The sequence below is a fragment of the Ciceribacter sp. L1K23 genome (genome assembly GCF_018122705.1).
In the GTDB taxonomy this organism is placed as follows: domain Bacteria; phylum Pseudomonadota; class Alphaproteobacteria; order Rhizobiales; family Rhizobiaceae; genus Allorhizobium.
Window position 1 is genome coordinate 330,717 of record NZ_JAGRRC010000002.1, and the last position, 14,033, is coordinate 344,749.

Sequence of the window (14,033 nt, forward strand, 5' to 3'; positions counted from 1 at the left end):
GAGAATGTCATTTCTGGGATTCGTTTCGCGGCAGTGCAATAAGCGGTACAGTCATTACGTGGCGCTGGTCCGGCCAGGCTCGGCGAAAGGAATATCAGGGATGTCAGCACGGCGTTTCATGCGTCGAATGTGTCGCTCGATCTGAACCGAGCCACGCCCTGATCTTGCCGCTCCTCGCGGCACCGAAAACGAGTTTCGCATGCCTCTCACAGAACATATCACGCAACCGGCGCCCGATGGTGCCGACGTTTTCTCGTCTGCCGTGACGGCGCCTGCCATGGTGTCGTTTCGCGGTGTCACCAAGCGCTTTGCCGATCGTGGCGGACAGGGGGAGTTCACGGCGCTGGCCGGTATCGACTATACGGTCCCCAAAGGTTCGATCACCGGCATCATCGGTCGTTCGGGAGCGGGCAAGTCGACGCTGATCCGGCTCGTCAACGGGTTGGAGGTCGCGACATCAGGCACCATTCTTGTCGATGGCGTCGATGGCGTCGATGTCGGCGGACTGACGGAGCAGGGACTTCGCCAGCTGCGCCGCCAGGTCGGAATGATCTTCCAGCACTTCAACCTGCTGTCCTCGCGAACCGTGTTCGACAATGTCGCGCTGCCGCTCGAAATCGCCGGCATGGATCGCGATGCCATTCGTGCGCGGGTGGACCCGTTGTTGGAGCTCGTTGGGCTTTCCGACAAAACCGGGCGCTACCCGGCGGAACTCTCCGGCGGCCAGAAACAGCGCGTCGGTATTGCCCGGGCACTGGCGACCGAGCCTAAGCTGCTTCTCTCTGATGAGGCGACATCGGCCCTCGATCCGGAGACGACGCAGTCGATCCTCGACCTCATCAAGCGGATCAACCGGGAGCTCGATCTTACCGTGTTGCTGATCACGCACGAGATGGAAGTGGTGAAAACCATCGCCTCCGAAGTCGCAGTGATCGACAAGGGCCTCATCGTGGAACGCGGGCGGACCTTCGACGTCTTTACCCGCCCCCGGCATGAGACAACGAAGTCACTGCTGTCCGCTTCGCTCGGCATCAAACTGCCGGAATGGGTGGCGTCGGCGATCAAGCCGGAGCCAGGCAGGGGCGATCGGGTGTTCGTGCGACTGGTCTTCTTCGGCAATACGGCCTTCCAGCCGCTCACCGCAAAGCTGGTCGAGCGCATCGGTCCGGACGTCAACATCATGGCAGGCACGATTGACGAAATCGCGGGTGAGCCGTTCGGCTCGCTGGTAGTGTCGTATTCCGCCGCAATCGATGTCGTGCAGCGCGCCGAGCAATTCTATGCCGAAACCGGCCTGACGAGGGAGGTGCTCGGCTATGGCGCTTGAGATGCTCATTTCGTTACTGACCAAGGCCTTGCTGCAGACGCTGCAGATGGTCGCCATAGCCGGACTGCTGGGGTCGCTTATCGGATTGCCGATTGGCGTGTTCCTGGCGACCAGCGGCAAGGGGGAGCTGTTCCCCGCGCCCACCACCAACCGGATTATCGGCCTGATCGTCAATGCGGCGCGCTCGACGCCCTTCATCATCCTTGTCGTCGCCATCATTCCGTTCACGCGTTTCGTCACCGGAACGTCGATCGGCACGTCCGCCGCGATCGTGCCGCTGACGATCGCCACCATTCCGTTCTTCGCCCGGCTCGTGGAGGCGGCGATCCGCGAGATCGAAAAAGGCCTGATCGAAGCGGCTAGGGCGATGGGCGCCACGCCGACGCAGATCGTGTTCAAGGTGCTGCTTGCCGAAGCCCGGCCCGGAATCACGCTGGCACTGACAATGACGATTGTCAGCCTGATCGGTTATTCGGCGATGGTCGGCGCCGTCGGTGGCGGAGGGCTCGGCGATCTCGGCATCCGGTACGGCTATCAGCGCTTCATGCCCGAGGTCATGCTGGCGGTCGTCGTGGTGCTGATCCTGCTGGTCCAGGCGGTGCAGAGCGCCGGAGACGCGCTGGCACGACGCTTCGACAAGCGAAATCGCAAGAACTGAATTCCCGCCCAAGGAAAAACAGGAAACCAAGGAGACCAACATGAAGACTCTCGTTCTGGCAGCCGCGCTCGCTGCCATCTTTTCGGCTGGAACCGCTTCCGCGGACACCATCAAGATCGGCGTGACGCCTGGCCCCCATGCGCAGATCATGGAGAAGGTGAAGGAAGTCGCGGCCGAGAAAGGTCTCGATCTCGAAATCCTCGAGTTTTCGGATTATGTCGTGCCTAACCAGGCGCTGGCCGACGGCGACCTGCAGGCGAACTCCTTCCAGCACCAGCCCTATCTCGACAACCAGGTCGCGGATCGTGGCTTTGAACTCGTCAGCGTCGCCCAGACCGTCAACTTCCCGATGGGTATCTACTCCAAGAAGCTGAAGAGCCTTGAGGAACTCGCCGACGGTGCGACGATCTCCATTCCGAACGATCCGACCAATGGCGGCCGGGCACTGCTGATCCTTGCAGACAAGGGCCTGATCAAGCTGAACGCGGAAGCCGGTTTGAAGGTCGGTCCGGCTGACGTCACCGAAAATCCCATGAACCTTGAGTTCGCCGAACTCGACGCCGCTCAGCTGCCGCGCAGCCTGGATGACGTCGATGCATCGGTCATCAATACGAACTACGCGCTTGAGGCCGGCCTCGACCCGGGCAAGGACTCGATCGCCCGCGAGAGCGAAAAGGCCCCCTACATCAACGTGATCGCCGTTCGCGCAGTGGACAAGGATGCCGAGTGGGTCAAGACACTGGTCGAGGCCTATCACAGCCAGCCGGTTAAGGACTTCATCGCGGCTGAGTTCAAGGGTGCGGTTGTTCCCGCCTGGTAAGTCGACAACACGTCATTGATGAGAAGAGGCATCCGTGCAAGCGGATGCCTCTTGTGTTTTGCGGGATAACGGCGGATCATACGCCCTTCGGTTGTGGAGGGAGACATGGCACGTTTTCAATTGCCGCTATCGGGTGATGTCACGCAGACGATCAATCCCTGGACCTGGGTGTTTTCTCCGGCAGCCTCGCAGTTCGGCCTGCTTAACCTGAAGATCGATCTCGGTCCCTCGGCCGATCCGGACATCGAGGCGGAAGTGGTGCGCGATGTTGCAAGTTACGGCCGGCAGATCGGTCAGATCAGTGATGCCATGGCGGTGCTGATCGAGCAATTGGACCGGCAGTCGCTGACGCCGGAGCAGCACAAGGCGATCGTTGCATTTGAATTGCTGCGCGACGAGGTCGAAAACGTGAAGGCCCGGCACAAGGTCACTCCTGCGCCTGAGGCAGCGCGTGACATGCGGGCCGTCACAGCCTGATTTCAGCTTCCGAGATGCTTCTCGCCGCGCTTCTTCGCAAGTTCGATCTGCGCCTGCCGCTGGCGGTAGCGCTGCCGATCCTCGTCCGTCCGCTCATTGTAGCAATGCGGGCATGTGACGCCTTCCTCGAATAGAGGAGAGGCTACCTCTTCCGCCGTCAGCGGATAGCGGCACGCATGGCAGAGTTTGTGTTCGCCCTCTGCGAGCCCATGCGTGACGGAGACGCGATCATCGAACACGAAGCAGGCGCCTTCCCAGAGGCTTTCCTCGGGCGGCACTTCCTCCAGATATTTCAGGATGCCGCCCTTCAGATGGTAGACCTCGTCAAAGCCCAGTTCCTTGGCAAACGCCGTCGATTTCTCGCAGCGGATTCCGCCGGTGCAGTACATCGCGATCTTCGGCTTGTTGTGCAGGCCGGGGTTGTTGCGGACCCAGTCGGGGAAGTCGCGGAAGGTCTTGATGTTGGGATCGATCGCGCCCTTGAAGATGCCGATCGCGGTTTCGTAGTCGTTGCGGGTGTCGATCACGATGGTTTCGGGATCGGAGATCAATGCGTTCCAGTCCTTCGGCTCGACATAGGTGCCGACCACCTTGTTGGGGTCGATGCCCTCGACGCCCATTGTCACAATCTCCCGCTTCAGACGCACCTTCATGCGCAGGAAGGGCATTTTGGAGGCCCTGCTTTCCTTGTGCACCAGAGCGGCAAATTCCGGCCGGGCGCGGATGAACGCGAGAACCCGTCCGATACCCTCGTCGGTACCGGCAATCGTGCCGTTTATGCCTTCCGCCGCCAGCAACAGAGTACCCTTCACACCGGTCTCGCGACAAAGTGCCAGAAGCGGCTCGCGGAAGCTTTCGAATTCCGGAAAACGGACAAAGTGATAGAGCGCGGCGACGAGAAACGCGCCGCCTTCTTCATGGCGGATGGATTGAAGGCTGTCGGTCATGCGCCGGAAATACAGTCTGGCCGGGCTTTTCGCAATCGCCGAAGGCTTAAAATCCGCCGTTCCGCTTCGCTTTGCGCTTTGTCAAATTTACATACATTCAGTATGTATGTCCATGATTGCTCTCCAGCGCGCTGCGCCACTCCTTGAGCAATTGTGTCCGGCGGCGGGGATAACGGTCTGCGATCGCATCAAGCCGAACCACGCGATCTGTGCGGAAATGGCGGAAGGCCTGGCGAAGTTCGCACCAGCCAACGATGATACGTTGCTTCTCGAAGTAGCCCAGAGCGATCGGCCAGATCGTCCGTTCGCTCTGCCGGTCGTTGACGTCCTTGTAGCCGATGTCGAGCTTGCGTTCCTCGCGGATCGCCCGGCGCACCAGCGCAACGTCGATGATGCCGTCGCCGACACCGTCGCCGGGGTAAACCAGAAGGCCGGAATTGTGCAGGTGGTTGCGAAGGTCGGAGGGCAGCACCGCCTCGATCTTGGCAAGCGCATTGCGGGCGGCCTCGTTCAACTCGTTATCGGCACGGCTGGAGACCCAGCGCGATCCCAGCACCAGCGCTTCGATCTCCTCGACGGAAAACATCAGCGGCGGCAGCATGTAGCCGGGGCGGAGCATGTAGCCTACCCCCGGTTCGCCTTCAATATCGGCGCCCTGGGCCTGCAGCGCTGAGATGTCCCGGTAGAGGGTGCGCAGCGAAATCCCGAGTTCGTCGGCCAAAACCTGCCCGCTCACCGCCTGGCGATGGCGGCGCAGGATCTGCAGCAGGTCGAGAAGGCGGACGGAACGGCTCATGTGCATCGATATAGCAGATGAATGCTGACATTACGTGTCAGCATTCAGCTTTCATTTTTGGACGCCAGAACCCAGAGTTTTGCGATGACCCTGGCTTCGACCTTCGGCTCATCGGCAAAAACGCGGTCAGCCATGTCCAGGGCGGACTGGCGGATTTCCTGCTGCCACCGGATGATGAGGCTGAGGAGATGTGAAAGCTCCTCATCGCCCAGCAAACCTGGCTCCTCATCCAGCACGGTTGCCAAGATCGAGATATCGTGCGCGTGACCAAGGGCATCGACCAATGCCTTTGCCTCCGTCCGCTTGGCGCGTATCGCGGAAGGCCATATGTCGCGCAGCAGTGAAAGGCACATCCAGTAGGTCTGCGCGGACTTGCGGAGTTCGTGAAACTTTTCGGGGTCGGCCAGATGATGGCACCCGTCGAGCGCCTCGTGTGCGCCAGCAAGCGTCTTCGTCCAGGCTTTTTTCAGATATCGGGCGGCGTCGCGCGGTGCGTCCTCCAGCTCAAGGCTGTTTATCGCATCGATAGCCTGTCGGCTTTCCTCTATTGCGGTCGCGACCTTGGATGACAGGCCGGTTTCTGCTGCGGCAATCCTGTCACGACGGTCCCTCAGGGCCTGCAGCGTCGCTGCGACGGCCTGGCTCTCTCCCTCGGTCTTGCAACGGGCTTCGAGCTGGCTCACCGTTTCGACGAGCGCGCCTGCATCCCGGACCGCAGAGAGGGCTCGTGCCGTGTCGCGCAGACGCGCGTTTTCAATGCGTCGGAAATCACCGCGTTCTCGCGCCACGAGCCTGTACAAGCCACGGACCCGCTTGAACTTCTTGCGGGCCTCGTGGACGGCCTCATGGATTCCGCTTGGCTGCTGCTCGAGTATCTCGACGGCTTTTTCCAGCTGGCTTGTCGCTATGCGCCGGATTTCCTTCGCAAAGGCGTGCCGCGGCCTAATTCGGTAGGGCATGGACCAATTCCGGCTTCAGGCGCTCGGTAGCCAGTCCCTGATTGGAATATCGGCGGTCACCGGTGACCTCGCGACCAACCCATTTCGGTATCGTCGGGCGATCGGCTTCGGACGCGAGCTCCACTTCGGCGATCACGAGGCCGCGATAGGGCCCTTCAAAGACATCGATTTCCCAGACAAAGCCTGCGACGTCGACAGTATATCGCACCTTTTCGATGACGTTTCCAAGCGCGAGCTGCATCATCTCGCGTGCATCGGCCATTGGGATGTCATACTCGAATTCGTCCCGCACCAGAGCCGACTTGCCGATCTTGATCGTCAATCTCGCGGACGTATCGTCGCGGGTACGAATGCGAACAGAGCGGTCGTCGCTGCTTGCGATATAGGCCTGACGTAGGGCGGTCGCCGTTTTTACCGCCGCCCTCCAACTGTCATCGACGACGAGGAATTTGCGTTCGATTTCCTTGGCCATTACACTTACCCGTCCTGTCCCGGTCCGGCACTAGAAGAAGCTTAGCCGAAAACGCGGCACAGGCAAATCGGTTGCGCCGCGCAGCGCGCATTTGTCTCGACAACGAGACTGGCGCGGGCTAATCCTTGACCAATTTCAATCGTTTTAAGAAGGGCGTCGCCATGACTTCCAAGACCGAAAAGCTCCTTTCCGTGCTGAAACTGCAGCCGGTCGTGCCTGTTCTGATCGTGGAAGACGCTGCGACAGCCGTGCCGCTTGCAAAGGCGCTGGTCGCCGGTGGCTTGAAGGCGATCGAGATCACCATGCGAACACCGGCGGCGCTCGAAGCCGTGCGGTTGGTTGCACAGGAAGTGGAGGGGGCCGTCTCCGGTGCCGGCACGATCCTCAATCCCGCGCATTTCGAGGCCGCGGTAAAGGCGGGTGCGGAATTCATCGTCAGCCCCGGTACGACGAAGGAACTGCTGGATACCGCTGCCGCATCGCCAGTGCCGCTGCTGCCGGGTGCCGCGACCGCAAGCGAGGTGATGGCGCTTCGCGCGGCAGGTTACGACGTGCTCAAGTTCTTCCCGGCCGAGCAGGCCGGCGGTGCGGCTTATCTCAAGTCGCTGTCGTCTCCGCTCGCCGGCACCATGTTCTGCCCCACCGGTGGCATTTCGCTGAAAAACGCCAAGGACTATCTGTCGCTGCCAAATGTGGTCTGCGTCGGCGGCTCCTGGGTCGCGCCCAAGGAACTCGTCGCGGCAGGAGACTGGGCGGGCATTACCAAGCTTGCGGCTGAAGCTGCGGCTCTCTCCGGCTGATCACCTTTTTGTTGAGAGCGGTTTCTTTGTAATTCGGAGGTCGCGTTCTTATCTTGCTCGTGAAAACGCACGCAGGGAGAACGCGATGTTCGATGCCAAGAAGCTACTGGATCAATTTTTGGGATCGCAGATTCCGGGAACGCAGGGAACCGTAAAAGGTACGGCCGGCAGTGCGCTCGATCTCGCGAAGAAAAATCCGCTGGCGAGCGGTGCGCTGGCCGCGGTCCTTCTCGGCACGAAGGCCGGTCGCAACCTGACTGGCAGTGCGGTCAAGCTCGGTGGTCTTGCCGCAATTGCAGGGCTCGGCTACCTGGCCTATCGCAACTACAAGACCGGCAACTCACCGGACACCGGCCCGACCGACAGCCTTCCCGAACTGTTGCCGCCTCCAGCCGATTCCCCATTTAGTCCACAGTCGGCGCAGGTGACCGAGGATTTTGCTCTGGCGCTGGTGAGGGCGATGATCGCCGCAGCCAAGGCGGATGGCCACATCGACGCGACTGAGCGCGGGCGGATCATGGACAAAATCCAATTGTCGGGGCTGGGCGCCGAAGCCGAAGCCTTCATTGAAAAGGAACTGGCCAGTCCGTCTGACCTCGATGCCCTCATCGCGTCCGCCAAGACGGAAGAGCAGAAGGTCGAACTCTATACCGCTTCCCGCCTGGCGATCGAGCCGGATGGCCGGGCCGAGCGCGGCTACCTCGACCTGCTCGCCGGACGGCTTGGCCTGCCTGACGCGCTTGTCGATCATATCGAAGCGACTGTCGCCGCCGCTGCGAAGGTGTGACGTCGATGCCGCGCCTCGGGCCAGTTGCCTTTAGGGGGCGGCTGGCCTAATCCGTTTCTGGTGAAGAGGAGACGGCCATGCGCGATCTATCCAGCTACAAGGCCCCGGCACCGGCACCGGTAACGCTTGAAGGGCGTTTCGTGGTGGTCGAGCCCTATGAGCGCGCGCGCCACCTGCAGGCTCTCTGGGAGGGGCTTGGCGGTTTTGGGATCAATCCGCTTCTGAAGTATTTCACGCAGCCGGACTTCAGGGATCTCGACGACTTCGGCGACTGGCTCGATGCGATGAAGAAGGCCGGTTGGCTCACCCATGTCTTTCGCAACAAGGCGGATGGCAAAGTGGTCGGCATGGCGAACTACATGCGGGCGGATCCTGCAAACGGCGTGGTCGAGGTGGGTGGCGTCGCGCACGGTCCGGCCATGAGCAGGACGCCGCTTGCCACGGAAGCGCATTATCTCATGGCGCGCCATGTGTTCGACGATCTTGGTTATCGCCGCTACGAGTGGAAGTGCCACAACGAGAATCAGGCCTCGAAGACGACGGCTCGGCGCTATGGGTTCACGTTCGAGGGCGTCTTCCGTAACCATGTGATCTCCAAGGGCGCCAATCGCGACACCGCGTGGTTCTCGATGATCGATAGCGAGTGGCCTGCGCTCAAAGCTGCCTTCGAGGAATGGCTTTCCCCTGACAACTTCACCTCGGGCGGCGTTCAGAAGCGTCGTCTCGACGATATCCGTAACCAGCTTTCCGGAGCTTCCACGTGAACGAGACGTCAAACAACAACCGGTCGTCTGCAATTGCCGCGGCGATCATCATCCTCGTCGTCGGCGTCGTTTTCTATTTTCTGCCGAGCCTGGTGCTCTGGATTGGCGATTATTCGCCGGCGCTTGCGGTCGCCGTGGGCGCTCTCGGGGTCATGGCCTTCTTCATGATTTTCTGGGTCCGCTCGCGTTTTCAGAAGCGCTGAGAATGGTCAACCCTGAAGGGCGGCCATCAGCAGCGTGCCGCCCAGAAGGATGACAAGGAGTGCTGCGCCGATTTCGATCGCGTTGCCCACCTTTCGCGACAGGCCGGAGCCGGCACCCGTCAACCGGATTGCAAGACCTTTGGCGGAGACGGCCGTGATCGCAAGCGCCGACACGGTGATCGCAGTGCCGAGGGCCATGGCGAAGACGGACAGGACGCCGCCGAGATAGAGGCCATTCAGCACGGAAAAGGCGAGGACCAGAAGGGCGCCGGAGCAGGGTCTAAGACCGACCGCTACGATCGCCGACCAAGCTTCCTTGCTGGTGAAACGCTCGCCCCGCAGCATTGATGGGTCGGGAAGGTGAGAAACGCCACAATCGGGGCAGACGGAACCGGGGGCGAGGGCGTTGTGGTCATGGTCGACAGCGACAGCGGAGAAACGCAGTCCACTGCCGCCGGACGGAAGCGTGGCCGCCTCGGAATTGGCGAACAGAGCATCGCCAACGAGCGCCTTGCGACGCGGCAGCAAGGGTTGGAGCTTTTTCAGGAGAAGCCAGGTTCCGAAGGCCAACACCATGGCATAGCTTGCGATTTCCAACGCATTGGTCGCGTCCGTCATCTTTATGGAAGAACCGCGCAGCAGGATGTAGGCCGTCACCACAACGGCAATGGCGACGAACGCCTGCATCATGGCGGAGACGAAGGAGATGGCTATGCCGCGCCTCAGTTGGGTTTCGTTTGCCAGCAGGTAGGAGGAGACGACAGCCTTGCCGTGTCCCGGTCCAGCGGCGTGGAAGATGCCATAGGCGAAGGAGAGTCCGATGAGGCTCCAGAGTGCAGCCGGATCGTCGCGCATCTCTTTCAACGCGCCCGTCAGCGAGCGGTAGAAGGCCTGCTGGTGTTCGTTCACCCAGGCAAGAAAGCCGCCGAAGATGCCGGTGGTCTGGAACGAAGGCTCGGCGGTGCCGATGCCTAGCGGGGATGCCGCGAGCGCATGGGCGGCGGGCACGGCGAGGCAAATCAGAGCGGCGATCAAGACTGCTCGCCGACCGCTCAGCATGTCACCTCCAAGCGCGTCGCGAACAGCTTGCCCATGTCGTTGTTGACGGGATCGGCGAAGAAGGCTTCCGTCAGCATCGCCTGGTTCTGGGCGATGACCTCGTCCGCATCCGGCCGAATGACCTGATGCTTGCACTTGGCGAAACCTTGTCCTTCCAGGACGAGATGAGTGTCATCGGTGAAGTCGATCGCCGTATAGAGGGTTGGGTCGTAGACGCCGAACGACAGCGTACCGCTAGCCGGCAGCGGGGCCATCGGCTTCACCGAAAAGATCACCAGCAGCTGATTGTCCTGAAAATCCGCATGCAGCACGTCCGGCGCGGCGATCTCGACAGGCTTGCCGTCGTGGTTGATGAAGGTGAAGTAGTCGTAGTCCGCGAGCGACTGGCGGATCGTATCGCTGATCTCCTCGAGTTCGCTCTCCTCAAGCTTCAAGTTCGTATTGGCGTCGAAATCCATCAGGACGCTAGAGGAGAACATGTCATCGAAGCGCCAGACGTTGCGAAGCTCCTGTACCGTGCCGTCATCTGCCGCGACGATCTCCAGCCTCGCCTCGGCGAAGACATGCGGGTGGGCTGCCGCAGGCAATGGCGCCGTGGCAAGGATGAGTGCGAGCAGCAATCGGGTTTTGTTCATCTCTCGAACCGCCGGTGATTCCGTCTTTCGCTCTCGGTAGTGCGGAGTGTTGGCAATTATGTGTTCTTGCGAAACCAAGCGTGCAGATAATCGACGAAGGAACGTACCTTTGCCGGCAGGTAGCGCCGATGCGGATAGACGGCGTAGATACCCCGGTCGTTCGGCAGGAAATCCTCCAGCAGCGGTACCAGTTCTCCCGACTCAACATAGGGACGGCCGATGAAATCCGGGATCATCGCGACACCCAATCCGGCGCGCGCGCCCCGCAGTGTCGCCTGCGGGCTGTTGACCTCGATCGGTCCGTTGACCGCGACGGACACGCCGCCACCGTCGGGAAGATTAAAGCGGGCGGTGTTGTGTCCGCGCGAATTGGTGTCGATGAGCACCGGCACGCGCGACAGATCCTGCGGGTGATCGAGCGGCCCGTGTTTCTTCACGAAATCCGGCGTTGCAAGAGCGTAAATCCGGAAGTCGGCGAGTTTTCGGGCTATGAGGCCAGAGTCCTCGAGCCGGGTGATTCGGATGGCGAGGTCGAAGCCTTCCTCGATGAGGTCCACGAATCGGTCTTCGGCGACGATATCGAGCGACAGGTCGGGGTTCTCGACGGCGAAATCGATCAGCGACTGTCCGATGTCGGCATCAATGAAGGTCCGCGGCACCGAGACCTTCAGCCGCCCCTTGAGATCGGCGTTGTTTTCGCGGACCAGGTCCGCCAGGCTCTCGATTTCCTTGAGAATGTCGGCGGCGCTGCGATAGTAGATGTGGCCCGCCTCGGTCATCGAAAACTGGCGTGTCGTACGGTTGAGGAGCAGCGCGCCCAGTTCGTCCTCGAGTTCCCGGACATATTTTGACAGCAGCGCCTTGGATCGCCCGGTTTTGCGTGCGGCGGCGGAAAAGCCCTCGGCCTCGACCACGTCGATGAAGGCCCTAATTCTTGTCAGTGTATCCATTTTGCCCCCTGGCTCGTCCCGCATTTGTGAACGTGCGCCGTGAATTGTTCAAGGAATAGCATAGTTCGCGACGAAATTAACCAGGGGCAAAAAATCCTCTTGATTATGACGTTCACTTTTCTTATCTGCGTCCTTGCCCAAAGTCGCACGTGCCTGTGGGTGTCCGCCGACCCTCGAACTGGGATTTTTCCCTAAGGTGAGGTCATCGGTAAGGTACCTGGAACTAACCCCTCCAGTCGCTATTCCGGCCAACCGGGAAATGCGAGGACATCTTGAAGCAACGACGGTGCGGGCCTTTCTGGTTCTCTGCCGGCTTTCCATCAGCCGGGGTACTGAAGAGGCACACCATCATTGCCGGAAGTGCGGTAGGGTCTCCCTCCAATCCATGGCAGACAAAGCGGATTTATGCGCTCAGGCAAGAGTGCGTTCATCCATCGTTTCGCGCGTCGAGCGTTCGTACGGTACCAGTGTCTCCACCGACTGGTTTCGAGCGATGTCTCGCCGTCCTTTGTCCATCCGAAGCCTGGCCGCTTCGGGAAGCTTGGAATTTGGAAGGAAGACCGATGACCTCTGCTCGTATCCTCGACTTCATCAACACCCGACGTCCGGAAGGTCCCTGCCTCGTGGTCGACCTCGACGTGGTGCGCGACAATTTCGGTGCCTTCCGTCATGCCCTGCCGGACAGCGCCATCTACTACGCAGTCAAGGCGAACCCGGCGCCGGAGATCCTCCAGCTCCTGGCCTCGCTCGGCTCGAACTTCGACTGCGCTTCCGTTGCCGAAATCCAGATGGCTCTCGATGCCGGCGCCACCGCCGATCGCATCTCCTTCGGCAACACCATCAAGAAGGAACGCGACATCGCCCGTGCCTATGCACTCGGCGTCAACCTCTATGCCGTCGACAGCCACGAGGAAGTCGAGAAGATTGCGCGTGCCGCTCCCGGCGCCCGCGTGTTCTGCCGCGTCCTGACCGATGGCGAAGGTGCCGAATGGCCGCTGTCGCGCAAGTTCGGCTGCGTGCCGCAGATGGCCGTCGACGTTCTCGTCTACGCCCACCAGCTCGGCCTCGAATCCTTTGGCGTCTCGTTCCACGTCGGTTCGCAGATGACCAAGGTCGATGCCTGGGACGGCGCCCTTGCGGATGCCAAGCGCGTGTTCAACTCGCTGGCCAAGCAGGGCATCGTCCTGAAGATGGTCAACATGGGTGGTGGTTTCCCGACCAAGTACCTGCGCGACATCCCGTCGGCAGAAGCTTATGGTCAGGCGATCAATGCGTCGCTGAAGAAGCACTTCGGCAACAACATCCCGCAGACCATCATCGAGCCGGGCCGCGGCATGGTCGGCAATGCCGGCGTGATCAAGGCGGAAGTCGTGCTGATCTCGAAGAAGTCGGACAATGACGCGCATCGCTGGGTGTTCCTCGACATCGGCAAGTTCGGCGGTCTCGCCGAAACCATGGACGAAGCGATCCGTTACCCGATCCGCACCGCCCATGACGCCGACGAGATGGCGCCTTGCGTGCTGGCCGGCCCGACCTGCGATTCGGCTGACGTGCTCTACGAGAAGAACATGTATCCGCTGCCGCTCTCGCTTTCGATCGGCGACGAGGTTCTGATCGAGGGCACCGGCGCGTACACCACCACCTATTCGGCGGTGGCGTTCAACGGCTTCGAGCCGCTGAAGTCCTACGTCATCTGACGTCTCCCGCGCCGGCCAACCGGCGCGGACCTTCACAATCATCGGAACACTCTTGATACGGGAGGCCAGCATGGCCACTGTTCTCGACAACGTGCGCGCCCTTTTCGCGCCTGCACCCGCCTATGTCATCGACCGCGAGACGCCTGCCGACGTCGTGGCGCGCGAGACGCTGCTCGACAAGGTGATGGGCGCCGATCGCAAGACAAAGTCTTCCGAGAAGATCCGGCGCGGGCGCGTCCCGGCCGAGGGCCTCGCACTGGTGGCGCGCGATCGCGCCGGTCATGTCATCGGCACCGTTCGCCTGTGGAAAATCGAGGCCGGCGTGGACCGGGACGGGAACCCGATCGAGGCGCTCCTGCTCGGGCCGCTGGCCGTAGATTGCGCCCATGAAGGCAAGGGCATCGGTTCCGCGCTGATGCGTGCAGCGCTTCTGGAAGCGAAGAAGCGCGACCACGGTGCCGTGCTCCTGGTGGGTGACGCGGCCTATTACGAGCGCTTCGGCTTCTTTGCGTATCGTGCCCGCCATCTCGTCATGCCGGGACCCTTCGATCGTGCGCGCTTTCTGGGGCTGGAACTCAAGGACGGATGGCTGGGCGGCGCGGCGGGCATGATCGTTGCCACCGGCCGCAAGTTGAGCGGTACCTCTCTCGAACAGGCGGCGTAAAGGCCGCCGCTCGCTCGG

17 protein-coding genes are annotated in these 14,033 nt (G+C 61.3%); 10 read left to right on the forward strand and 7 right to left on the reverse strand.

The annotated features are described in order from the left end of the window. The first annotated feature begins 277 nt into the window (after nucleotides 1–277). The 4 genes from J5J10_RS20560 to J5J10_RS20575 all read left to right on the forward strand — a co-directional run bounded on the left by J5J10_RS20560 (nucleotide 278) and on the right by J5J10_RS20575 (nucleotide 3,282). On the forward strand, nucleotides 278–1,327 hold the full coding sequence (locus J5J10_RS20560; protein WP_211931807.1) for an ATP-binding cassette domain-containing protein: 1,050 nt from the start codon (nucleotides 278–280) through the stop codon (nucleotides 1,325–1,327). Continuing rightward, nucleotides 1,317–1,985 carry a methionine ABC transporter permease gene (locus J5J10_RS20565; RefSeq protein ID WP_211931541.1) on the forward strand — a complete coding sequence of 223 codons (669 nt, stop codon included), beginning with the start codon at nucleotides 1,317–1,319 and terminating at the stop codon, nucleotides 1,983–1,985. The genes J5J10_RS20560 and J5J10_RS20565 overlap by 11 nt, the downstream gene beginning before the upstream one ends. A gap of 40 nt (nucleotides 1,986–2,025) precedes the next feature. Further along, nucleotides 2,026–2,805, forward strand: coding sequence for a MetQ/NlpA family ABC transporter substrate-binding protein (locus tag J5J10_RS20570; protein ID WP_211931542.1), 780 nt, complete (start codon nucleotides 2,026–2,028; stop codon nucleotides 2,803–2,805). A gap of 105 nt (nucleotides 2,806–2,910) precedes the next feature. Beyond that, nucleotides 2,911–3,282, forward strand: a complete 372-nt coding sequence (locus J5J10_RS20575) for a hypothetical protein (RefSeq protein ID WP_211931543.1) — start codon at nucleotides 2,911–2,913, stop codon at nucleotides 3,280–3,282. Nucleotides 3,283–3,284: 2 nt separating this feature from the next. Here the strand turns inward: J5J10_RS20575 and J5J10_RS20580 are convergent, their stop codons facing one another. The 4 genes from J5J10_RS20580 to J5J10_RS20595 form a co-directional block, all read right to left on the reverse strand. Further along, nucleotides 3,285–4,229 carry a rhodanese-related sulfurtransferase gene (locus J5J10_RS20580; protein WP_211931544.1) on the reverse strand — a complete coding sequence of 315 codons (945 nt, stop codon included), beginning with the start codon at nucleotides 4,227–4,229 and terminating at the stop codon, nucleotides 3,285–3,287. 97 nt (nucleotides 4,230–4,326) lie between these two features. After that, nucleotides 4,327–5,025, reverse strand: a complete 699-nt coding sequence (locus J5J10_RS20585) for a YafY family protein (RefSeq protein ID WP_211931545.1) — start codon at nucleotides 5,023–5,025, stop codon at nucleotides 4,327–4,329. A 44-nt stretch (nucleotides 5,026–5,069) separates the two neighbouring features. Then, on the reverse strand, nucleotides 5,070–5,984 hold the full coding sequence (locus J5J10_RS20590; RefSeq protein ID WP_211931546.1) for a CHAD domain-containing protein: 915 nt from the start codon (nucleotides 5,982–5,984) through the stop codon (nucleotides 5,070–5,072). Next, complete coding sequence (locus tag J5J10_RS20595) at nucleotides 5,968–6,456, reverse strand: CYTH domain-containing protein (RefSeq protein ID WP_211931547.1); 489 nt, start codon at nucleotides 6,454–6,456, stop codon at nucleotides 5,968–5,970. The genes J5J10_RS20590 and J5J10_RS20595 overlap by 17 nt, the downstream gene beginning before the upstream one ends. Before the next feature lie 161 nt (nucleotides 6,457–6,617). On the opposite strand from J5J10_RS20595, the gene J5J10_RS20600 reads away from it, so the two are divergent. The 4 genes from J5J10_RS20600 (at nucleotide 6,618) to J5J10_RS20615 (ending at nucleotide 9,010) form a co-directional block, all read left to right on the forward strand. Continuing rightward, entirely contained in the window at nucleotides 6,618–7,256 is a 639-nt protein-coding gene (locus J5J10_RS20600; RefSeq protein WP_208553990.1) for a 2-dehydro-3-deoxy-phosphogluconate aldolase, read from the forward strand. A gap of 85 nt (nucleotides 7,257–7,341) precedes the next feature. Further along, nucleotides 7,342–8,043, forward strand: coding sequence for a tellurite resistance TerB family protein (locus tag J5J10_RS20605; RefSeq protein ID WP_211931808.1), 702 nt, complete (start codon nucleotides 7,342–7,344; stop codon nucleotides 8,041–8,043). A 77-nt stretch (nucleotides 8,044–8,120) separates the two neighbouring features. After that, nucleotides 8,121–8,807 (forward strand): GNAT family protein, encoded by a 687-nt coding sequence (locus tag J5J10_RS20610; protein WP_211931548.1) that lies wholly within the window; start codon nucleotides 8,121–8,123, stop codon nucleotides 8,805–8,807. Continuing rightward, nucleotides 8,804–9,010, forward strand: a complete 207-nt coding sequence (locus J5J10_RS20615) for a hypothetical protein (RefSeq protein ID WP_208553988.1) — start codon at nucleotides 8,804–8,806, stop codon at nucleotides 9,008–9,010. Before J5J10_RS20610 ends, J5J10_RS20615 begins: the two co-directional genes overlap by 4 nt. Nucleotides 9,011–9,016: 6 nt before the next feature. On the opposite strand, the gene J5J10_RS20620 is transcribed toward J5J10_RS20615, so the two are convergent. The 3 genes from J5J10_RS20620 to J5J10_RS20630 are packed head-to-tail and all read right to left on the reverse strand — an operon-like array spanning nucleotide 9,017 to nucleotide 11,654. Beyond that, entirely contained in the window at nucleotides 9,017–10,069 is a 1,053-nt protein-coding gene (locus tag J5J10_RS20620; protein WP_211931549.1) for a nickel/cobalt transporter, read from the reverse strand. Continuing rightward, nucleotides 10,063–10,704: a DUF1007 family protein gene (locus J5J10_RS20625; RefSeq protein ID WP_211931550.1), complete on the reverse strand. Its 642-nt coding sequence runs from the start codon at nucleotides 10,702–10,704 to the stop codon at nucleotides 10,063–10,065. The genes J5J10_RS20620 and J5J10_RS20625 overlap by 7 nt, the downstream gene beginning before the upstream one ends. Before the next feature lie 56 nt (nucleotides 10,705–10,760). After that, a complete protein-coding gene (locus tag J5J10_RS20630; protein WP_211931551.1) occupies nucleotides 10,761–11,654 on the reverse strand; it encodes a LysR family transcriptional regulator in 894 nt (297 codons plus the stop codon). Nucleotides 11,655–12,217: 563 nt separating this feature from the next. On the opposite strand from J5J10_RS20630, the gene odc2 reads away from it, so the two are divergent. Both odc2 and J5J10_RS20640 read left to right on the forward strand, forming a co-directional pair. Next, entirely contained in the window at nucleotides 12,218–13,351 is a 1,134-nt protein-coding gene (gene odc2, locus J5J10_RS20635) for an ornithine/lysine decarboxylase (RefSeq protein ID WP_211931552.1), read from the forward strand. Nucleotides 13,352–13,421: 70 nt separating this feature from the next. Beyond that, nucleotides 13,422–14,015 (forward strand): N-acetyltransferase, encoded by a 594-nt coding sequence (locus tag J5J10_RS20640; RefSeq protein ID WP_211931553.1) that lies wholly within the window; start codon nucleotides 13,422–13,424, stop codon nucleotides 14,013–14,015. Nucleotides 14,016–14,033: the final 18 nt, after the last annotated feature.